Annotated in this window: 21 protein-coding genes; 2 read left to right on the top strand and 19 right to left on the bottom strand. The window is 64.6% G+C overall.

Going from position 1 to position 21,074, the window contains the following annotated elements; genetic code table 11:
- Positions 1–100 precede the first annotated feature (100 nt).
- A complete protein-coding gene (locus tag NP80_RS24070; RefSeq protein ID WP_006405551.1) occupies positions 101–757 on the bottom strand; it encodes a glutathione S-transferase family protein in 657 nt (218 codons plus the stop codon).
- A 197-nt stretch (positions 758–954) separates the two neighbouring features.
- On the opposite strand from NP80_RS24070, the gene NP80_RS24075 reads away from it, so the two are divergent.
- Positions 955–1,746: an oxepin-CoA hydrolase, alternative type gene (locus NP80_RS24075; protein ID WP_006405552.1), complete on the top strand. Its 792-nt coding sequence runs from the start codon at positions 955–957 to the stop codon at positions 1,744–1,746.
- Positions 1,747–1,886: 140 nt separating this feature from the next.
- Positions 1,887–2,579, top strand: a complete 693-nt coding sequence (locus tag NP80_RS24080; protein ID WP_006410121.1) for a glutathione binding-like protein — start codon at positions 1,887–1,889, stop codon at positions 2,577–2,579.
- A 50-nt stretch (positions 2,580–2,629) separates the two neighbouring features.
- On the opposite strand, the gene NP80_RS24085 is transcribed toward NP80_RS24080, so the two are convergent.
- The 18 genes from NP80_RS24085 to NP80_RS24170 form a co-directional block, all read right to left on the bottom strand.
- Entirely contained in the window at positions 2,630–3,106 is a 477-nt protein-coding gene (locus tag NP80_RS24085; RefSeq protein WP_006410111.1) for a MaoC family dehydratase, read from the bottom strand.
- Positions 3,103–3,564: a MaoC family dehydratase gene (locus tag NP80_RS24090; RefSeq protein ID WP_006405555.1), complete on the bottom strand. Its 462-nt coding sequence runs from the start codon at positions 3,562–3,564 to the stop codon at positions 3,103–3,105. Before NP80_RS24090 ends, NP80_RS24085 begins: the two co-directional genes overlap by 4 nt.
- Positions 3,565–3,604: 40 nt before the next feature.
- Positions 3,605–4,738: an acyl-CoA dehydrogenase family protein gene (locus NP80_RS24095; RefSeq protein ID WP_006410125.1), complete on the bottom strand. Its 1,134-nt coding sequence runs from the start codon at positions 4,736–4,738 to the stop codon at positions 3,605–3,607.
- A gap of 27 nt (positions 4,739–4,765) precedes the next feature.
- Positions 4,766–5,962 (bottom strand): acyl-CoA dehydrogenase family protein, encoded by a 1,197-nt coding sequence (locus NP80_RS24100; protein ID WP_006410117.1) that lies wholly within the window; start codon positions 5,960–5,962, stop codon positions 4,766–4,768.
- Positions 5,963–6,113: 151 nt separating this feature from the next.
- The gene (locus tag NP80_RS24105) at positions 6,114–6,536 is read right to left on the bottom strand and encodes a DUF1178 family protein (RefSeq protein ID WP_006410122.1); all 423 of its coding nucleotides are present in this window, start codon (positions 6,534–6,536) and stop codon (positions 6,114–6,116) included.
- Positions 6,537–6,672: 136 nt separating this feature from the next.
- Entirely contained in the window at positions 6,673–7,263 is a 591-nt protein-coding gene (locus NP80_RS24110) for an NUDIX domain-containing protein (protein ID WP_006405558.1), read from the bottom strand.
- A gap of 142 nt (positions 7,264–7,405) precedes the next feature.
- The gene (locus NP80_RS24115) at positions 7,406–7,702 is read right to left on the bottom strand and encodes a DUF2818 family protein (protein ID WP_006398811.1); all 297 of its coding nucleotides are present in this window, start codon (positions 7,700–7,702) and stop codon (positions 7,406–7,408) included.
- A complete protein-coding gene (gene nuoN, locus NP80_RS24120; RefSeq protein WP_006410118.1) occupies positions 7,702–9,165 on the bottom strand; it encodes an NADH-quinone oxidoreductase subunit NuoN in 1,464 nt (487 codons plus the stop codon). Before nuoN ends, NP80_RS24115 begins: the two co-directional genes overlap by 1 nt.
- Positions 9,166–9,201: 36 nt before the next feature.
- Positions 9,202–10,692: an NADH-quinone oxidoreductase subunit M gene (locus NP80_RS24125; RefSeq protein WP_006405561.1), complete on the bottom strand. Its 1,491-nt coding sequence runs from the start codon at positions 10,690–10,692 to the stop codon at positions 9,202–9,204.
- Between the two features lie 16 nt (positions 10,693–10,708).
- Entirely contained in the window at positions 10,709–12,763 is a 2,055-nt protein-coding gene (gene nuoL / locus NP80_RS24130; protein WP_006410108.1) for an NADH-quinone oxidoreductase subunit L, read from the bottom strand.
- 17 nt (positions 12,764–12,780) lie between these two features.
- Entirely contained in the window at positions 12,781–13,086 is a 306-nt protein-coding gene (gene nuoK, locus NP80_RS24135) for an NADH-quinone oxidoreductase subunit NuoK (protein WP_004185739.1), read from the bottom strand.
- 18 nt (positions 13,087–13,104) lie between these two features.
- A complete protein-coding gene (locus NP80_RS24140) occupies positions 13,105–13,755 on the bottom strand; it encodes an NADH-quinone oxidoreductase subunit J (protein WP_006405563.1) in 651 nt (216 codons plus the stop codon).
- A gap of 122 nt (positions 13,756–13,877) precedes the next feature.
- Positions 13,878–14,366, bottom strand: coding sequence for an NADH-quinone oxidoreductase subunit NuoI (gene nuoI / locus NP80_RS24145; RefSeq protein ID WP_006398806.1), 489 nt, complete (start codon positions 14,364–14,366; stop codon positions 13,878–13,880).
- A gap of 12 nt (positions 14,367–14,378) precedes the next feature.
- Complete coding sequence (gene nuoH / locus NP80_RS24150; protein WP_006398805.1) at positions 14,379–15,446, bottom strand: NADH-quinone oxidoreductase subunit NuoH; 1,068 nt, start codon at positions 15,444–15,446, stop codon at positions 14,379–14,381.
- Positions 15,447–17,777, bottom strand: coding sequence for an NADH-quinone oxidoreductase subunit NuoG (gene nuoG, locus NP80_RS24155; protein WP_006405564.1), 2,331 nt, complete (start codon positions 17,775–17,777; stop codon positions 15,447–15,449).
- Positions 17,778–17,859: 82 nt separating this feature from the next.
- Positions 17,860–19,170, bottom strand: coding sequence for an NADH-quinone oxidoreductase subunit NuoF (gene nuoF / locus NP80_RS24160; RefSeq protein WP_006398803.1), 1,311 nt, complete (start codon positions 19,168–19,170; stop codon positions 17,860–17,862).
- A complete protein-coding gene (nuoE, locus tag NP80_RS24165; RefSeq protein WP_006398802.1) occupies positions 19,167–19,652 on the bottom strand; it encodes an NADH-quinone oxidoreductase subunit NuoE in 486 nt (161 codons plus the stop codon). Before nuoE ends, nuoF begins: the two co-directional genes overlap by 4 nt.
- 167 nt (positions 19,653–19,819) lie before the next feature.
- Positions 19,820–21,073 (bottom strand): NADH-quinone oxidoreductase subunit D, encoded by a 1,254-nt coding sequence (locus NP80_RS24170; protein ID WP_006398801.1) that lies wholly within the window; start codon positions 21,071–21,073, stop codon positions 19,820–19,822.
- Between the last annotated feature and the right edge of the window lies 1 nt (position 21,074).

The following is a 21,074-nucleotide window of genomic DNA, read 5'->3' on the forward strand; positions in this document are numbered from 1 at the left end:
GCGGCGCTGGCCGACGCGCGGTGCCCGGCGATGCCGCGCTCGCGTGGGTAATGCACCTCGCCCGCACGCGACGCGGCCGCCGGCATCGCTCGAGCGCCGCTTACGCGCGCGCGGCGCTCGCAGCCTCCATGTAGGCCTTGCGGTCCGCCGCGACGCGCTGCGCGGCCGGTCGCTCGCCGACCTTCTTCGCATGCGCCTTCCAGTCGATGCCCGCATCGAGCACGAAGTCGCGGCCGAAGATCGTCTTCGTCGCCATCGCGACGATCGGCAAATGGATCGATGCCACGATGTCGGCAAGACCGAACGACTCGCCGAGCACGTACGGCGAGAACTGCGTCATCCGCTTGAACGCGTCGATCGCGCGCGGCAGCCGCTTCTCGACGTGCGCTTTCGTGCCGTCGCTGACCTTGCCGCCGAAGAACGCTTCCGCATAGACCTCGCGCGTGGTCCACTCGATATACAGCTCGAGCGTCTGGACGAGTTCACGCACCTTCGCGGCCGCGAATGCGCCCGACGGAAAAATCGGCTTCTCCGGATAGCGCGCCGCCAGATACTCGACGATCGCCTGTGACTCGAACAGCGCGCCTTCTTCGGTTTTCAGAAACGGAATCTTGCCGAGCGGCGAATCGGCGAGCTGCGCCGGATCCGTGATCGGCAGACTGCATGCGCATTCCTCGAACGGAATATCGTGCTCGAGCAGCACGAACTTCACCTTGTTGTAGTAGTTCGACAACGGAATACCGCACAGCTGTAGCATCGGAGTCTCCTTCGTTGTCGGCACGGTCGCACACGGTTCGCCGCGCCGGGGATGTCGCGCTGAAAAAGCACGTTCGTGCTAGTCTAAAGCAGTTTCGCGCCGTCACGACAACATTGCATCCGCCGAAGCAGCCGCTTCGTCTGCCGCCGCACCGAACGCGGCGCGGCCGCCTCGCCATCCGATGGAGACACGCTCGCATGAGTGCCGAACTGCTGGCCACGCGCCCGCCCGAGAGCGAATCGACGCTCGTCCTCACGATCTCGAATCCCGGCGCACGCAACGCGCTGCATCCCGACATGTACGCGGCCGGCGTCGAAGCGCTCGCGACCGCCGAGCGCGACCCGAGCATTCGTGCGGTCGTGCTCACGGGCGCCGATCGTTTCTTCTGCGCCGGCGGCAACCTGAACCGGCTGCTCGACAATCGATCGAAGGACCCGTCGTTCCAGGCGGCGAGCATCGATCAGCTCGCGGCGTGGGTGGCCGCGATCCGCGCGTCGACGAAACCGGTGATTGCCGCGGTCGAAGGCGCGGCGGCCGGCGCGGGCTTCTCGCTCGCACTCGCGTGCGACCTGATCGTTGCGGCGCACGATGCGAAGTTCGCGATGTCGTACGCGCGGGTGGGCCTGACGCCCGACGGCGGCGGTTCATGGTTCCTCGCCCGTGCGTTGCCGCGCGCGCTGGCGGCCGAGATTCTGCTCGAAGGCAAGCCCGTCGCCGCGGAACGCCTGCACGCGCTTGGCGTCGTCAACCGGCTCGCGACACCGGGCGCCGCGCTGAGCGATGCGCTCGCGTGGGCCGACACGCTCGCCGGCATCTCGCCGAATGCGCTGACGCGCATCAAGACGCTGCTCGACGATGCGCTCGCGCAGCCGCTCGAGTCGCACCTCGGCACGGAGCGCGATCATTTCGTCGCGTCGCTGCATCATCCGGACGCGCTCGAAGGCATCACCGCGTTTCTCGACAAGCGTCAGCCGCACTACAAGCGCTGACGCCACGCCGCCTGCGCGCGCGGCGCCCCTCCTCGCGTAGAGGCATGCCCTGCAGCGCGCATCGATCCGTGCTGTAATGACCGCCTGCCGCGGCGCGCGCGCCGCTTCCGCTTCCGTTGATGAACCGAAGGAGTTTGACGATGATCGACGTCTACAGCTGGGCGACCCCGAACGGTCACAAGGTGCACATCATGCTCGAGGAAACCGGCCTCGCGTATCGCGCGCATCCGATCGATATCGGCACAGGCGACCAGTTCAACGCCGAGTTCCTGAAGATCAGTCCGAACAACAAGATCCCCGCGATCGTCGACGATGAAGGCCCGGGCGGGCGGCCGATCTCGCTGTTCGAATCGGGCGCGATCCTGATCTATCTCGCGGAGAAAACCGGCCAATTCCTGCCGACCGATCCGGCTGCGCGCTATGCGACGCTCCAGTGGCTGATGTTCCAGATGGGCGGCGTCGGCCCGATGCTCGGCCAGACGCATCACTTCCGCATCTATGCGCCGGAAAAGATCGAATACGCGATCAACCGCTACACGAACGAGGCGAAGCGGCTGTACAACGTGATGGACAAGCGCCTCGGCGAATCGGAATATCTGGCCGGCGACGCGTACACGATCGCGGACATCGCGACGTTCCCGTGGACGCGTTCGTGGCAGAACCAGGGCATCGAGCTCGACGCATTTCCGAACGTCAAGCGCTGGCACGAAGCGATCGCCGCACGCCCTGCCGTGCAGCGCGGCGTCGAGGTGCTCGCGTCGCTGCGCAAGGCGCTGCAGGACGACAAGGCGCGCGAGGTGCTGTTCGGCGCGACGCAGTACGCGAAGCGCTGAGCGGTACGCCGCCGTACGGCTCGGCAGCGGCCATGCGCGGCGTCAGGACGTCAGAAGTAATGCAGCGTGATGAATTCCGCCGCACAGACCGGGAGCGGTCCGTCGGGCCGCTGCGCTTCGATCGAGACCGACCATGTGACCTGCACGCCGCCTCGCGCCGCGTCGGCCGCTTCCTTCACCGCGAACGACGCGCGCACGCGCGCGCCGACCGGCACCGGCTTCAGGAACCGCACGCGGTTCAGCCCGTAGTTCACGCCCATCTTCTGTTCGAAGCGCATCGCGTCGATCATCAGCGCCGGAATCAGCGACAGCGTCAGAAACCCATGCGCGATCGGGCCGCCGAACGGCGACTCGCGTCGCGCGCGTTCCGGGTCGACGTGAATCCATTGATGATCGCCGGTCGCGTCGGCGAAACCGTCGACGCGTCGCTGGTCGATCTCGATCCAGCCGCTCACGAGCGGCGCTTCGCCGACCCGCGCGCGCAGCGCCTGCGCCGACGCGATCAGCGGCAACGTGATGTCGGTCATCCCTGCTCACCTCCCGGATGACGCAGCCCGAAGATCACCTTCGAGCGCACGGTGATCACGGTCTCGCCGCTGCCGTTCACGCCGATCCATTCCGTCGACACGATGCCGCGATCGGGCTTGCTCGCCGACACGCGCTTGTCGAGGATCTTCTGATGCATCGTGATCGTGTCGCCGGCGCGCACGGGCTTGATCCAGCGGATCTCGTCGATGCCGGGCGAGCCCATGCTGGTCGAATCGGTGCCGAGATGTCGGACGAGCAGGCCCATGAAGACCGAACACGTATGCCAGCCGCTCGCGACGAGGCCGCCGAACGGCGAAGCCTGCGCGGCCGTTTCGTCGACGTGGAACGGCTGCGGATCGTAGCGCGAGGCGAATGTCTTGATGTCGTCGGCTTCGAACGTGTAGCGGCCGATTTCGACGGTACTGCCGACTTCGAGATCTTCGTAGCTGATGCCCACTGCGGGTCTCCTGGTGATTGGCGCGCCCGGCGCGCCGACGTCATGCCGCGTCGGTCTGCGCGAAGTCGGGCAGCGCCGCGATGCGCGCAAGATGATGATCGGTATCGCCGAGCGTCGTTTCGATGATCGACAGCCGCTTGAACAGATGCGCCGCCGCCACTTCGTTCGTCACGCCCATTCCGCCATGCAGCTGAACGGCCTGCTGGCCGACGAACCGCGCGGCCGCACCGACACGCGCCTTCGCGGCCGAGATGGCCTTGCGTCGCGCATCGGCATCGCTGCTCGCATAACGCACGGCCGCGAGATACGTGAGCGAACGCGCCTGCTCCGCGTGGATCAGCATGTCGACCATCCGGTGCTGCAGCACCTGGAAGCGCGCGATCGGCATGCCGAACTGTTCGCGCGTCTTCGTGTAGTCGACCGTCGCACGGTTGAGCTCGTCGAGCGCGCCGACCGCTTCCGCACACAGCAGGAACGTCGCGTAATCGGCGATCTGCTCGAGTGCGGCCGCGTCGCGCGCGCCGCCCGTCAGCCGCCGCGCAGGCGTATCGTCGAATACGATCGTCGCTGCACGCTGGCCGTCGATGGTCCGATAGTCGACGACTTTCGCGCCGGCCGTCTCGCGGTCGACGACGAACAGCGCAATCGCGCCGTCGTCGAGACGCGCGGGAACGATCCACGCATGCGCCTGCGCACCGTGCTGCACGACCGACTTCGTGCCGGACAGCCGCACCGTGCCGCCCTGCTCATGCGCGCGCGTCGCGAGCTCGAACAGGTCGTAGCGTGCATGCGGCTCGTGAAATGCCACGGCGAGACGCTTGCGGCCCTGCGCGACCGCTTCCAGCAGCGCCGCGTCGTCGCCGGTGCCGGCGCCCGCGATACGCAGCGCTTCGACGCCGACCGCGGTCGCCCAGTAAGGCTCGACCACGAGCGCACGCCCAAGCTCCTGCATCGCGACCAGCATGTCGACTGCGCCGCCGCCGAAGCCGCCTTGCGCCTCGGGCACCGGCAACGCGGTCAGCCCGAGTTCCGCGAATGCCTGCCATTGCGTTTCCGACACGCCCGCGTCGCTGCGCACGATCGCCTGACGCGCATCGAAGCCGTACTGCTCGCCGAGATAACGGCGAAGCGCCTCGGCGAACTGCTGCTGCTCATCGGTAAAGGTGAAATCCATCGTTGTCTCCGATCGCGTGAGCTCGGCTCAGAGCCCGAGAATCATCTGCGCGATGATGTTTTTCTGAATTTCGTTCGAGCCGCCGTAGATCGACGTCTTCCGGTAATTGAAGTAGTACGCGGCAAGCGGCGCCGCGTCATCGTCGTTCGCAATGCTGTGCTCGCGCTCGCCTTCGAGAAACGGCACGTCGAACGGCGCGGCAAGCGGTCCGATCGCTTCGAACATGAGCTCGGTAAGCGCCTGCTGCACCTCGGTGCCCTTGATCTTCAGCATCGACGCTTCCGGCCCCGGCCCCTTGCCGCTCGTCTCGCGGCTCACGACGCGCAGCACCGTGACCTCGAGCGCCATCAACTCGACTTCGAGCGCCGCGACCTTCGCGGCGAACACCGGATCGGCAAGCAGCGGCTTGCCGTTCTTGCGCTGGTTCGATGCGATGCGCTTGAGGAACGCGAGTTCGCGCTTCGATGCGCCGACGCGCGCGATCCCCGTACGCTCGTGGCCGAGCAGGTATTTCGCGTAGGTCCAGCCGCGGTTCTCGTCGCCGACGAGATTCTCGACCGGCACCTTCACGTCCTCGAAGAACACCTCGTTGACTTCGTGATCTTCGTCGAGCGTGATGATGGGACGCACCGTGATGCCGGGCGTCTTCATGTCGATCAGCAGGAACGAAATGCCTTCCTGCTTTTTCGCGGACGGATCGGTGCGCACGAGGCAGAACATCATGTCCGCATACTGGCCGAGCGTCGTCCACGTTTTCTGGCCGTTCACGACGTAATGATCGCCGCGACGTTCGGCGCGCGTGCGCAGCGACGCGAGATCCGACCCGGAACCCGGCTCCGAGTAGCCCTGGCACCACCAGTCGGTGCCGTCGAGGATGCGCGGCAGGTAATGGCGCTTCTGCGCCTCGCTGCCGTATTTCATCAGCACGGGCGCGACCATCGATACGCCGAACGGCAGCACGGTCGGCGCACCGATGCGCGCGCACTCTTCATCCCAGATGTGTCGCTGCGTCGCGTTCCACCCCGGCCCGCCGTATTCGGCCGGCCATGAGGGCGCGGACCAGCCGCGCCGACCGAGAATGCGGTGCCAGCTCGCGTAGTCTTCGCGATCGAGTCGTTTGTGATCGAGAACCTTCGCGCGCAGCGTTCGAGGCAGGTTCGCCTCGAGCCACGCGCGGATGTCGGCGCGGAACGCGTCGTCGGCGGGGGAATAATCCAGATCCATGCGCAGTGTCTCCTGTCGCCAGCGCGCGTACCTGAGGCGGTACTGCACTGGCCCATGCTTTGCGATCCACCCGATGCGGCGCATACGCGCGGACCGGGCCCGGGCAAGGCTTGCCGCGGCCGTCCGGCCGGGCAAGGACACACTGCGTACGTTATTGCAGCGGTTCTTTCAGCGCGGCAGGAATCGGCAGCGGCATCACATCGATGCCTTCTTCGACCAAGGCTTGCGCATCTTCCGGCGTGGTGACGCCACGAATGCTGCGCGCCGGCGCTTCGTTGTAATGAATGCGCCGCGCTTCCTCGGCGAAGCGCTCGCCCACGTTCTCGGTCTTCGCCAGCACCTCGCGCAACGCACGCATCACCTGCGCCTGCAGCGCACGCGGATCGATCGGCTGCGCCTGCGTCGCCCCCGACAGATTCAGGCGCGGCGCGGACGGCATACGGCTGACCTCGGTCGTCCCGCACACCGGACATTCGACCAGCTTGCGGGACAACTGCGATTCGAATTCATCGGCCGAAGCGAACCAGCCTTCGAACCGATGACCATGCGGGCACTGTAAATCGAGGACCTTCATGCTGAATCAGGGCGTCTGACGAGTGTAGCGCAAAAAACGGTTTTGTGAACGGTCGTGCTAAATCACGATCGGGCGCGTGATGACGCGCATGTGACCGGATTGTAACGCGCCGCTCCGCGCGCCGCTGACGCTGCGTTCAAGGCGTCAGAACGGCGCCGAGCGGCCATGTGCCGGACAGCACGCGCTCCAGCCACATCGTGCCGATGATCGTTTTCACGTCGCTGATCTGGCCCGTGCGCACCCATTCGAGCAGGTCGGGCAGCGTCGCCGTGAAGGTTTCGAGGAATTCGCCGTCGTCGAGCTTGCGCTCGCCGGCGGTGAGCCCGCGCGCGAGATACAGGTCGATGAATTCGGTCGAGTAGGAAATGATCGGATGAATCCGCGTGAGGAACACGTATTCGCGGGCCGTATAGCCCGTTTCCTCGCGCAGTTCGCGTACGGCGCACGCGAGTGCGCCTTCGTCCGGATCGAGCTTGCCGGCCGGAAATTCGGCCATCACCTTGCCGATCGGGTAGCGGTACTGGCTTTCCATCAGCACGCGGCCGTCGTCGAACAGCGGGATCACCATCACCGCGCCCGGGTGCTGGACGTATTCGCGCGTTGCGCGCTTGCCGTCGGGCAGACTGACGGTATCGCGCTTCAGTTTCAGGAACGCGCCTTCGAAAATCGATTCGCTTTCGAGGCAGGTTTCGGTGAGTGCGGCGTCGTGATTGGGCAATTCGGCCATCGGCGGCTCCGTGATGAGGCGTGACGACGAAGGGCCGGCACGCCGGAAACGTGCTTGCGCCGGCCGTCATGCGAACCGGGCGCAAGGACTGCGCCCGGCCGCACGCGTGTGCGAAGCCGCGACGAGCGCGGCCGGGACGTTGTCAGCGTCGTTTGACGAGATACTGGAACGTGAAGCCGGGAAACGCGAACACGACGAACAGACTGAACGTGATCGCGTAAAACTGCCAGCCTTGTTCGAAGCGGTTGCCGGCGCGCGATTCGAGCCAGAAGCCGAGCGCGCCGACAACGAAATACAGCACGATCAGTTCGCCGATCCGGATCCACGCGCCCTTCTTCGCCGCGCCGATCGGCACGACGGCGAACAGACGCTGGTTCAGAAACGGCAGGTTGGCGCCCGCGAGCGCCAACAGCACGATAAACCAGCCCGCGGCCGACATTACAGCGTCGGCAGCGAGTGACGGAGTGCGTCCAGGCACACCGTCAGCAGCGGGCTCGGGATCAGGCCGAGCACGACGACCGCGATGCCGTTGAGCACCAGGATCGTGCGCTTGCAGAAATCGCCGGCGATCGGTGTCGAGTCTTGCGGTGCGTCGAAGTAGATCAGCTTGACGATGCGCAGGTAGTAGAACGCGCCGAACAGCGACGTGATCACGGCCAGCACGGCCAGCCACGTGAGGCCCGCGTTGACGGTCGCCTCGAGCACCGCGAGCTTCGCGTAGAAGCCGACGGTCGGCGGAATGCCGGCCAGCGAGAACATCATCACCATCATCACGAACGCGAACACCGGGCTGCGCTTGTTGAGGCCCTTGAAGTCGTCGATCGTTTCCGCTTCGAAGTCGCGGCGCGCGAGCAGCATCACCACGCCGAACGAGCCGAGCGTCGTGATCAGATAGACGATCGCGTAGAACATCGCCGAGCTGTACGCGTTTGCCGGTGCGGCCGCGTCGCCCTTCACGATGCCGGCGAGCAGGCCGAGCAGCACGAAGCCCATGTTCGAGATCGCCGAGTACGCGAGCATCCGCTTGATGTTGCGCTGGACGATACCGGTGATGTTGCCGACGATCAGCGACAGCGCGGCGAGGATCACGAGCGCGGTCTGCCAGTTCTGCGCGAGCGGCAGCAGGCCCATCACCAGGAAACGCAGCCCCCAGGCGAACGCCGCGACCTTCGGACCGCCGCCGACGAACAGCGTCATCGCGGTCGGCGCGCCCTGATAGACGTCCGGCACCCACATGTGGAACGGCACGGCGCCGAGCTTGAACGCGATACCGGCCACGATGAAGATCACGCCGAACATCAGCACCGCGTCTTCGGTGCCGCCGCTGCTCACGGCCTTGTACACGTCGGCGAGATCGAGCGAGCCGCCCGTCGCGCCGTACAGCATCGAGATCCCGTACAGCACGAAGCCCGAAGCGAGCGCGCCCAGCACGTAGTACTTCATCGCGGCTTCGCTCGACACCGCACCGTCGCGACGCAGTGCAATCACCGCGTACAGCGACAGCGACATCAGCTCGAGGCCGAGGTACAGCGTCAGGAAGTTGTTGCCCGAGATCATCACGAGCTGACCGAGCAGCGAGAACATGCCGAGCAGGAACACGTCGCCGCGGAACATGTCGCGATCTTCGAGGTACTTGCGCGAATAGATCAGCGACACGGCGAAACCGAGCGACACGACCGCCTTCATCGCGCTCGCGAACGCATCGACGACGACCATCCGCGAGAAGAAGTAGTAATGCTGCGGATCGAGCGCCTGCACCGCAAACCAGACGCCGGCGACCACCGACGAGACCACCGCGATCAGATATGTGAGGCGGCGGCCGGATGCACCGGTAAAGGTGTCGTTCAGCCAAGCGACGATGATGGCGGCCATCACCAGCGCGTCAGGCAACAGGACATTCATAGGAGCGTTCATGATCTTGATTTCCTCCGCTCGCGATTACTGGGCCAGCGGCAGCTTCGACTGCGCGACATGGGAGAGGAGGTTTTCCACGGAAACGTGCATCACGTCGGTGAAGGGCTTCGGATACAGGCCCATCAGCAGCGTGAACGCGGCAAGCACGGCGAGCATCAGGAATTCGCGGCGGCCGATGTCCTTCAGCTTCGCGACGTGATCGTTCGCGACCGCGCCGAAGTAGACGCGCTTGTACATCCACAGCGTGTAGGCCGCGCCGAGGATCAGCGTGAACGCCGCGCCGAAGGCGATCCAGAAGTTGTACTGGACGGCCGCGAGAATCACCATGAACTCGCCGACGAAACCGGACGTGCCCGGCAGGCCGCAGTTCGCCATCGAGAACAGCATCGCGAACGCCGCGAACTTCGGCATCACGTTGACGACGCCGCCGTAGTCGGCGATCTGGCGCGAGTGCACGCGGTCGTACAGCACGCCGATGCAGAGGAACATCGCGCCCGACACGAAACCGTGCGAGATCATCTGCACGATCGCGCCTTCGACGCCGAGCTGGTTGAAGATGAAGAAGCCGAGCGTCACGAAGCCCATGTGCGCGATCGACGAATAAGCGACGAGCTTCTTCATGTCGGCCTGCACCATCGCGACGAGGCCGATGTAGATCACCGCGATCAGCGACAGCGTGATCACGACCGGTGCGAGGAAGTGGCTTGCGTCAGGCGTGATCGGCAGCGAGAAACGCAGGAAACCGTATGCGCCGAGCTTCAGCATGATCGCCGCCAGCACGACCGAGCCGCCCGTCGGCGCTTCCACGTGCGCATCCGGTAGCCAGGTGTGGACCGGCCACATCGGCACCTTCACCGCGAACGCGAGGAAGAAGGCGATGAACAGCAGGATCTGCGGCGTCATGGCGATCTTCGCGTTCTGCCACGTCGCGAGGTCGAACGAGTGCGTCTCGGTGTACAGGTAGATCAGCGCGACCAGCATCAGCAGCGAGCCGGCCAGCGTGTACAGGAAGAACTTGAACGCCGCGTACACGCGGTTCGGGCCGCCCCACACGCCGATGATGATGTACATCGGGATCAGCGTCGCCTCGAAGAACACGTAGAACAGCAGGCCGTCGGCCGCCGAGAACACGCCGATCATGATCCCGGACAGGATCAGGAACGCGGCGAGGTACTGCGCGACGTTCTCGGTGATCACTTCCCACGCAGCGATCACGACGATCACCGTGATCAGCGCGGTCAGCACCACGAACCACATCGAGATGCCGTCGACGCCGAGGTGATACGAAATCTTGAAGCGCTCGATCCACGTCGATTGCTCGACGAACTGCAGCGCAGCGGTGCTCGCATCGAAGCCCGTGATCAGCGGGATCGTGACGGCGAGACCGAGCAGCGAGCCGATCAGCGCGATCCAGCGTGCCGGCCCCGGGTTCTTGTCGTTACCGACCGCGAGCACGAGGAGGCCGAAAACGATCGGCAGCCAGATCGCGGTACTGAGAATCGGAAAAGCGTGCATTAGTTGTCCCCCCGCCTTATTTGCCGCCGAGCGTTACAAACAGGGTCAGGAGCCCCAGCATGCCGATGATCATGGCGAACGCGTAGTGATAGATGTAACCGGATTGGAGGAAGCGGATCACGCTGGCGAACCAGCCGATGAACTTGGCGCTGCCGTTGACGAGGCCGTCGATCACCACGACGTCGCCCTCCTTCCACAGGCCGCGGCCGATCGCCACCGAACCGCGGGCGAACACCACTTCGTTGATCTTGTCCATGTAGTACTTGTTATCCAGCAGCGTATAGATCGGACCGAACGCGCGGCGGATCGACGCCGGCAGATCCGGACGCTTCAGATACAGGAACCATGCGACGACGACACCGGCCAGCGCCAGCCACACCGGCAGGCCCGATACCGAATGCAGGCCCATGCCGACCCAGCCGTGGAACTCCTCGGCCATCTCGGCCAGCGCCGGATGGTTTTCGCCGATGAAGATCACCTTGTCGAACGCGACGCCGTGCTGGAAGAAATCGCCGAACAGCATCGGGCCGATCGCGATCGCACCGATGATCACCGACGGGATCGCCAGCAGGACCAGCGGCACCCAGACGACCCACGGGGTCTCGTGCGGCTCGTGTGCGTGATCGTCATGACCGTGGCCATGGCCGTGATCGTCGTGGCCGTGCGCGGCCGCCATGCCCATCGGCGACTCGGGATGCTTCGGATGGCGGAAGCGCTCTTCGCCGTGGAACACGAGGAAGTACATGCGGAACGAGTACAGCGCCGTGACGAACACGCTCGCGACGACCGCGAAGTACGCGAAGCCCGAACCCGGCAGGTGCGACAGCTTCACCGCGTCGATGATCGAGTCCTTCGAGTAGAAGCCCGAGAAGAACGGCGTACCGATCAGCGCAAGCGAACCGATCAGCGACGTGATCCAGGTGATCGGCATGTACTTGCGCAGGCCGCCCATGTTGCGCATGTCCTGATCGTGATGCATGCCGATGATCACCGAGCCGGCGCCGAGGAACAGCAGCGCCTTGAAGAACGCGTGCGTCATCAGGTGGAACACCGCCACCGGATAGGCGGACACGCCGAGCGCGACCGTCATGTAGCCGAGCTGCGACAGCGTCGAGTAAGCGACGACACGCTTGATGTCGTTCTGGACGATCCCGAGGAAGCCCATGAACAGCGCCGTGATCGCGCCGATCACCGTGATGAACGACAGCGCGGTATCCGACAGCTCGAACAGCGGCGACATGCGCGACACCATGAAGATGCCGGCCGTCACCATCGTCGCCGCGTGAATCAGCGCCGAGATCGGCGTCGGGCCTTCCATCGAGTCGGGCAGCCAGACGTGCAGCGGGAACTGCGCCGACTTGCCCATCGCGCCGATGAACAGGCAGATGCAGGCGACCGTCAGCAGGCCCCAGTCGGTGCCCGGGAAATGCAGGCTCGCGAGTTCCGCGCGCTTCGCGAACACTTCGCCGTAGTTCATCGAGCCGGCGAACGCGAGCAGCAGGCCGATGCCGAGCAGGAAGCCGAAGTCGCCCACGCGGTTCACGAGGAACGCCTTCATGTTCGCGTAGATCGCGCTCTCACGCGTGAAGTAGAAGCCGATCAGCAGGTACGACACCAGACCCACCGCTTCCCAGCCGAAGAACAGCTGCAGGAAGTTGTTGCTCATCACGAGCATCAGCATCGAGAACGTGAACAGCGAGATGTACGAGAAGAAGCGCTGGTAGCCGTCCTCTTCCGACATGTAGCCGATCGTGTAAATGTGCACCATCAGCGACACGAAGGTCACGACGACCATCATCATCGCCGTCAGCGAATCGACGAGGAAGCCGACTTCGAGCTTCAGCGAGCCGACGTGCATCCATTCGTAGACGGTCGCGTTGAAGCTTGCGCCGCCCATCACGTCGACGAAGACTTTCGCCGACAGCAGGAACGCGATCAATACGCCGAGGATCGTGATCCGGTGTGCGCCCTTGCGCCCGACTGCGTTCCCGAACAGCCCCGCAATCAGCGAGCCGGCCAGCGGAGCGAGCGGAACCGCCAGCAGCAGGTTTTCATTGAGTGTCGTTGACATAACAGCGTTGCCTGAAATTAACCTTTGAGCTGATCGAGATCCTCGACATTGATCGTGTCGAGCTTACGGAACAGGGTCACCAGAATCGCGAGACCGATCGCGGCTTCCGCTGCGGCGACGGTCAGCACGAAGAACACGAAGATCTGGCCGTGCACGTCGCCGAGGTAGTGCGAGAACGCGACGAAGTTGGTGTTCACCGCGAGCAACATCAGTTCGATCGCCATCAGGATGATGATGATGTTGCGGCGGTTCAGGAAAATCCCGACGATCGCGATCGCGAACAGGATCGCGCCGAGCACGAGGTAGTGAGCAAGAGTCAACATGGTTTTCTTTTCCTCCGCTTAGCCGTTCGCGCCCGTACCGGCTTCGCTCTGCGCCGTTTCCGGCTGCGGCTTGTCCGCTTCCATCTTCACGAGGCGCACGCGATCGTCGCGACGCACCTTGACCTGATCCGACACGCGCTGGCGCTTGCTGTCCTTGCCCTTGTGCGAGGTCAGCCCGATCGCGGCGATGATCGCGACCAGCAGCACGAGGCCGGCGATTTCGAACGCGAAGATGTAGTCGGTGTAGATCACCTTGCCGATCAGGCGCGTGTTCGACCAGCCTTCGGTCGCACCCGACGTCATCGCGTGCACGGCATGCGTGTCGCCGTAGCCGCGCCACAGGATCAGCGCCGTTTCTATCACGATGATCGCGCCGACGACGGTCGCCATCGGCACGAAGCGCTTGAAGTCGCGTCGCAGGAAGTCGATGTTGATGTCCAGCATCATCACGACGAACAGGAACAGCACCATCACGGCGCCCACGTAGACCAGCACCAGCAGGATCGCGAGGAACTCCGCTTCGAGCAGCATCCAGATCGCGGCGGCGTTGAAGAACGCCAGCACAAGGAAAAGCGCAGACGCCACCGGGTTGCGCGAAGTGATCACCTTCAGCCCTGATACCACCAGGAGCAGCGCGAAGATGTAGAACAGTACGGTCGTGAATTCCATGATTACCGGTTCATCGTTAGGCCATAGTCAGGCGCGGCTTGCGGGACGCTCTCGCGTGCCGCACCCGTCGCGGCGGCACAGCCCGTACATCGCCGATGCGCGGGCCGGCACTGCAAACACAATCAACGATACGGCGCGTCGGCAGCCTTCGCCGCGGCGATGTCCTTCTCGTAGCGATCGCCCACCGCGAGCAGCATTTCCTTCGTGAAATACAGGTCGCCGCGCTTTTCGCCGTGGTACTCGAGAATCTGCGTCTCGACGATCGAATCGACCGGGCAGCTTTCTTCGCAGAAACCGCAGAAGATGCACTTGGTCAGGTCGATGTCGTAGCGCGTCGTGCGGCGCGTGTTGTCCGCGCGCGTTTCCGATTCGATCGTGATGGCGAGCGCCGGGCACACGGCCTCGCACAGCTTGCATGCGATGCAGCGCTCTTCGCCGTTCTCGTAGCGGCGCAGCGCGTGCAGCCCGCGAAAACGCGGCGAAATCGGCGTCTTCTCTTCCGGGAACTGCACGGTGAACTTGCGCCGGAACGTGTAACGGCCGGTCAGCGCGAGCCCCTTCAGCAGTTCGGTCAGGAAGAAGGTCTTAAAGAAGTGTTGGATTGCCGTCATGATTTCGTCCGATTACTTCACCCAGATGTTGAGCGGCGACATCATCCAGAAGCCGACCACGACCACCCAGATCACCGTGACGGGCAGGAACACCTTCCAGCCGAGGCGCATGATCTGGTCGTAACGGAAGCGCGGGAACGTCGCGCGCACCCAGATGAACACCGACAGCAGCGCGAATACCTTCAACACCAGCCAGAAGATGCCCGGGATGAACGACAGGAATTCGAACGGTGCATCCCAGCCGCCGAGGAACAGCGTCGCGGCCAGTGCCGAGATCACGATCATGTTGATGTACTCGGCGAGGAAGAACAGCGCGAACGCCATGCCCGAGTAGTCGATCATGTGACCGGCGACGATTTCCGACTCCCCTTCCACCACGTCGAACGGGTGACGGTTCGTTTCGGCGATGCCCGAGATGAAGTAGACGACGAAGGCCGGCAGCAGCGGCAGCCAGTTCCACGACAGGAAGTTCACGCCGTGGCCGGCGAAGAAGCCGTGCTGCTGCGAATTGACGATTTCCGAGAGGTTCAGGCTGCCGGCCGTCATCAGCACGAGCACGAGCGCGAAGCCCATCGAGATTTCGTACGACACCATCTGGGCCGCGGCGCGCATCGCGCCGAGGAACGCGTACTTCGAGTTCGACGCCCAGCCGGCGAGAATCACCGCGTACACGCCGATCGACGAGATCGCCATCGCGTAGAGCAGGCCCGCGTTCACGTTCGCGAGCACCGCTTCGGCCTGGAACGGGATCACCGCCCACACCGCGAACGCCGGCACGACGGTCATGATCGGCGCGATCAGGTACAGCCAGCGGCTGGCGGCGGTCGGCTGAATCACCTCTTTCAGAAGCAGCTTCAGCACGTCGGCGATCGGCTGCAGCAGGCCGGCCGGGCCGACGCGGTTCGGGCCGAGACGCACGTGCATCCAGCCGATCAGCTTGCGCTCCCACAGAATCAGGTACGCGACGCACAGCAGGATCACGACGGCGACGACGAGGATGCGCACGAGCGCCCACACCGTCGGCCATGCGACGCCGAGAAGCTGGGCTCCGCCCGCGTTGATCGTATCGAACAAGCTCATTTACGCCTTCTCCACCACCAGTTCACCGGACAGGCTGCCGAGCGCTGCGCCGGCAGGCGTCGCCGCCGACACGCGAACGACCGTCTCCGCAAGATTCGCGTCGCGCACGGCCGGCAACTGCACCGCACGCTCGCCCTGGCGCACGCGCACCGCGTCGCCTTCCTTCAAGCCCAGCTTGTCGAACAGCGCGGCCGGCAGGCCGACGGTGTTCGCCGCCTTCGCGGCCGCCGTCAGGTGCAGCGCACCCGCACGGCGCACGAGTGCGTCGGCGTGATAGATCGGCACGTCGGCGAGGCGCTCGAGGCTGCCGTTCGCGGCCTTCGCCGCGACGCGCGCCGGCGCGACCGACGTCTTGTTCGACAGACGGCTCGCGACGCCTGCTTCGCCAAGTGCGGCGAGGCGCACTTCTTCCGCCGTTTCGTATTCGAAGTTCGGCAGGCCGAGCAGGCTGCCGAGCACGCGCAGCACCTTCCACGCCGGACGCGTTTCGCCGAGCGGACGCACGACGCCGTTGAAGCTCTGCACGGTGCCTTCCGCGTTGACGAACGTGCCGGCCGTTTCGGTGAACGGCGCGATCGGCAGCAGCACGTCCGCATAGTCGAGACCGTGCTTGAACGGCGACATCACGACGACCATCTCGGCCTGGTTCAGCGCGGCGAGCGCCTGCACCGGATCGGCCGTGTCGAATTCCGGCTCGACGTTCAGCAGCACGTAGCCCTTGCGCGGCTGCGCGAACGCTTCGCGCGCATTCAGCCCGCCGTGGCCCGGCAGTGCGCCGACGACGTGCGCGCCGACCGTGTTCGCCGCTTCGGTCAGGAAGCCGAAGGTTGCGCCGGTGTTGTCGGCGATCCACTGCGCGACGGCGTGCAGCTTCGCGAATTCCGGATGACGGACGGCCGCGTTGCCGAGCAGCAGCACGCGACGCTCGCCGTTCGCGAGCGACTGTGCGACAGCCTGCGCGGCCGCCGACGCCGTGACGCCCGCGAGCGTGTCCGGCAGCGCGACGCTGCGCAGTTGCGCGACCGCCGCGGCGATGCCGGCGAGTTCGTCGAGCCAGGCGGACGGCGCGGCGACGATGCGCTGCGCGGTCGGGATCAGGGCGTCGTCGCCGGTCGCGTGCAGGAAATGCACCTTCGCGCCGTTCTTCGCGGCCTGACGCAGGCGCGCTGCGAACAGCGGGTGATCGCGGCGCAGATCCGAACCGACGACGAACGCGGCGTTCACGTTCGACAGATCGGCGATCGGCATGCCGAGCCACGGCGCGCCGTCGACGGGCGCCGAGAAATCGAGCTGACGCAGACGGAAATCGACGTTCGGCGTCTTCAGTTCGTCTGCGAGCTGTTTCAGCAGGAACAGTTCTTCAGCCGTGCTGTGCGCGCTCGACAGCATCGCCAGCGCGTTCGCGCCGTGATCGGCCGCGATGCCCTTCAGGCCCTTCGCGACGTACTCGAGCGCGGTCTGCCAGTCGGTCTCGATCCACTGGCCGCCCTGCTTGAGCATCGGCTTGGTCAGGCGCTCTTCGCTGTTCAGGCCTTCGTACGAGAAACGATCCTTGTCCGAGATCCAGCACTCGTTGATCGCTTCGTTCTCGAACGGCAGCACGCGCATCACGCGGTTGTTCTTCACCTGCACGACGAGGTTCGCGCCGACGGAATCGTGCGGGCTCACCGACTTGCGGCGCGACAGTTCCCAGGTACGCGCGCTGTAGCGGAACGGCTTGCTGGTCAGCGCGCCGACCGGGCACAGGTCGATCATGTTGCCCGACAGCTCGGAATCGACGGTCTTGCCGACGAAGGTCGTGATTTCCGAATGTTCGCCGCGGCCGAGCATGCCGAACTCCATCACGCCGGCGATTTCCTGGCCGAAACGGACGCAGCGCGTGCAGTGAATGCAGCGCGACATCTCTTCCATCGAGATCAGCGGGCCCACGTTCTTGTGGAACACCACGCGCTTCTCTTCCGAGTAGCGCGACGACGACTTGCCGTAGCCGACCGCCAGATCCTGCAGCTGGCATTCGCCGCCCTGATCGCAGATCGGGCAGTCGAGCGGGTGGTTGATGAGGAGGAATTCCATCACCGACTGCTGCGCCTTCACGGCCTTGTCGGACTGCGTGCGCACGATCATGCCGGCCGACACGGGCGTCGCGCAGGCAGGCACGGCCTTCGGCATCTTCTCGACTTCGACGAGACACATCCGGCAGTTGGCCGCGACCGACAGTTTCTTGTGATAGCAGAAGTGAGGAATGTACGTATCCGCCTTGTGCGCAGCCTGGATCACCATGCTGCCTTCGGGCACCTCGACCTTCTTGCCGTCTATTTCAAGTTCAACCATGATGGTGAATGGTCCTTAACCTATTTCCGCCCGTTCGCGCATTCGCCCGACCGTGCGCTCAAATTCCGCAACCGGTTTCGCGTCAGGCCGCCGCCGCGTGCGCGTGACCGCCGACCATGCAGCGCTTGTGCTCGACGTGGTACGCGAATTCGTCCCAGTAGTGCTTGAGCATCCCGCGCACCGGCATCGCAGCCGCGTCGCCCAGCGCGCAGATCGTGCGCCCCATGATGTTCTCGGCGACCGAATTGAGCAGATCCAGGTCTTCCTGGCGGCCTTCGCCGTGCTCGATGCGGTTGACGACGCGATACAGCCAGCCGGTACCTTCGCGGCACGGCGTGCACTGACCGCACGATTCCTCGTAGTAGAAGTACGACAGGCGCAGCAGCGAGCGCACCATGCAGCGCGTCTCGTCCATCACGATTACCGCGCCCGAACCGAGCATCGAGCCGACCTTCGCGATCGAGTCGTAGTCCATGTCGGTCTGCATCATGATGTCGCCCGGCACCACCGGTGCGGACGAGCCGCCCGGAATCACGGCCTTGATCTTCTTGCCGCCGCGCATCCCGCCGGCGAGCTCCATCAGCGTCGCGAACGGCGTGCCGAGCGGCACTTCATAGTTGCCCGGACGCTCGACGTCGCCCGACACCGAGAAAATCTTCGTGCCGCCGTTGTTCGGCTTGCCGAGCTCGAGATAATTCTGCGGGCCGACGGCGAGCAGGAACGGCACCGCGGCGAACGTCTCGGTGTTGTTGATCGTGGTCGGCTTGCCGTACACGCCGAAGCTCGCCGGGAACGGCGGCTTGAAGCGCGGCTGGCCCTTCTTGCCTTCGAGCGATTCGAGCAGCGCCGTTTCCTCGCCGCAGATGTACGCGCCGTAGCCGTGGTGCGCATGGAGCTGGAACGAGAATTCCGAGCCCATGATGTTGTCGCCGAGGAAACCGGCCGCGCGTGCCTCTTCCAGCGCCGCCTCGAAGCGTCGATACACTTCGAAGATCTCGCCGTGGATGTAGTTGTAGCCGACCGTGATGCCCATCGCGTAGGCGCCGATGGCCATCCCTTCGATCAGCGCATGCGGATTCCAGCGCAGGATGTCGCGATCCTTGAACGTGCCCGGCTCGCCTTCGTCCGAGTTGCAGACGAGGTACTTCTGCCCCGGGAACTGACGCGGCATGAAGCTCCACTTCAGGCCGGTCGGGAAGCCCGCACCGCCGCGGCCGCGCAGGCCCGACGCCTTGACGTCGGCGATCACCTGCTCGGGCGGAATCTTTTCTTCGAGAATGCGGCGCAGCTGCTTGTAGCCGCCGCGCGCAACGTAGTCTTCGAGATGCCAGTTCTCGCCGTTCAGACCAGCGAGGATCAGCGGTTTGATGTGACGGTCGTGAAGGGACGTCATTTCGAGAGCTCCTCAAGCAGCTGGTCGATCTTCTCGCGGCTCATGAAGCTGCACATTTTGTGATTGTTCACCAGCAGCACCGGGGCGTCGCCGCACGCGCCGAAGCACTCGCCCTCCTTCAGCGTGAACTTGCCGTCCGGCGTGGTCTCGCCGAAGTCGATGCCGAGCTTCTGTTTCAGGTAGTCGGCCGTCGCCTCCGCGCCGCCGTGCGGTCCGAGCTGGCACGGCAGGTTCGTGCAGAGCGTGATCTTGTGCTTGCCGACCGGCTTGAGCTCGTACATCGTGTAGAACGTCGCGACTTCCTGCACGGCGACGGCCGGCATGCCGAGATAGTCCGCAACGAACTGCATCAGTTCGGGCGACAGCCAGCCATGCTCTTCCTGAGCGACGGCCAACGCCGACATCACGGCGGACTGCTTCTGATCGGCGGGATACTTCGTCAACGCTCGATCGATTTCCTTCAGGCCTTCAGCTGAGATCATTTTCAGACACGACTCTTTCAATTCCTACCGAACGAACAACCTGCCGCACGGCGTGCGTGGACGGCAGACCTGGCGCTCACTGTTGACAGCTTGCGAAGCCGCGCCGGTTCAGCGCGCATCGCGTGTGACTTACTGCTCGCCGCCCGCTCGCGCAGGCGGCGCAACCATTAGCGATCGATTTCGCCGAACACGATGTCCTGCGTACCGATGATGGTGACGGCGTCGGCGATCATGTGACCGCGCGCCATTTCGTCGAGCGACGCCAGGTGCGCGAAGCCCGGTGCGCGAATCTTGAGACGATACGGCTTGTTGGCACCATCGGACACGAGATAGATGCCGAACTCGCCCTTCGGATGCTCGACCGCCGCGTACGCTTCGCCTTCCGGCACATGGAAACCTTCGGTGAAGAGCTTGAAGTGGTGAATCAAGTCTTCCATGTTGGTCTTCATGCCGACGCGCGACGGCGGCGCAACCTTGTGATTGTCCGTCATCACGGGGCCCGGATTCTTGCGGAGCCACTCAATACACTGTTTCGCGATGCGGACGGACTGGCGCATTTCCTCGACGCGCACCAGATAGCGGTCGTAGCAATCGCCGTTCACGCCGACCGGCACGTCGAAATCCATGCGGTCGTACACTTCGTACGGCTGCTTCTTGCGCAGATCCCACGCGATGCCCGAGCCGCGCAGCATCGGGCCGGTGAGCCCCATCTGCAGCGCACGTTCCGGGCTCACGACGCCGATGCCGACCAGACGCTGTTTCCAGATCCGGTTGTCGGTCAGCAGCGTTTCGTACTCGTCGATGCACTTCGGGAAGCGCGTGAAGAAGTCGTCGATGAAGTCGAGCACCGAGCCGCTGCGCGCTTCGTTCATCTTCGCGAGCGCTTTCTCGTTGCGGATCTTCGACGCCTTGTATTGCGGCATCGCGTCCGGCAGGTCGCGATAGACGCCGCCCGGACGATAGTACGCCGCGTGCATCCGTGCACCGGACACCGCTTCGTACACGTCCATCAGGTCTTCGCGCTCGCGGAAGGCGTACAGGAACACCGCCATCGCGCCGACGTCGAGTGCGTGCGCGCCGATCCACATGAGGTGGTTCAGCACGCGCGTGATTTCGTCGAACAGCACGCGGATGTACTGCGCGCGCTCCGGCACCGCGATGCCGAGCAGTTTCTCGATCGCGAGCACGTAGCCGTGCTCGTTGACCATCATCGACACGTAGTCGAGACGGTCCATGTACGGCACGGACTGGATGAAGGTCTTGTTTTCCGCGAGCTTTTCGGTCGCGCGGTGCAGCAGGCCGATATGCGGATCGGCGCGCTGGATGACTTCACCGTCGAGCTCGAGCACGAGGCGCAGCACGCCGTGCGCTGCCGGGTGCTGCGGGCCGAAGTTGAGCGTGTAGTTCTTGATTTCTGCCATG

Source organism: Burkholderia multivorans ATCC BAA-247 (genome assembly GCF_000959525.1).
Lineage (GTDB): Bacteria > Pseudomonadota > Gammaproteobacteria > Burkholderiales > Burkholderiaceae > Burkholderia > Burkholderia multivorans.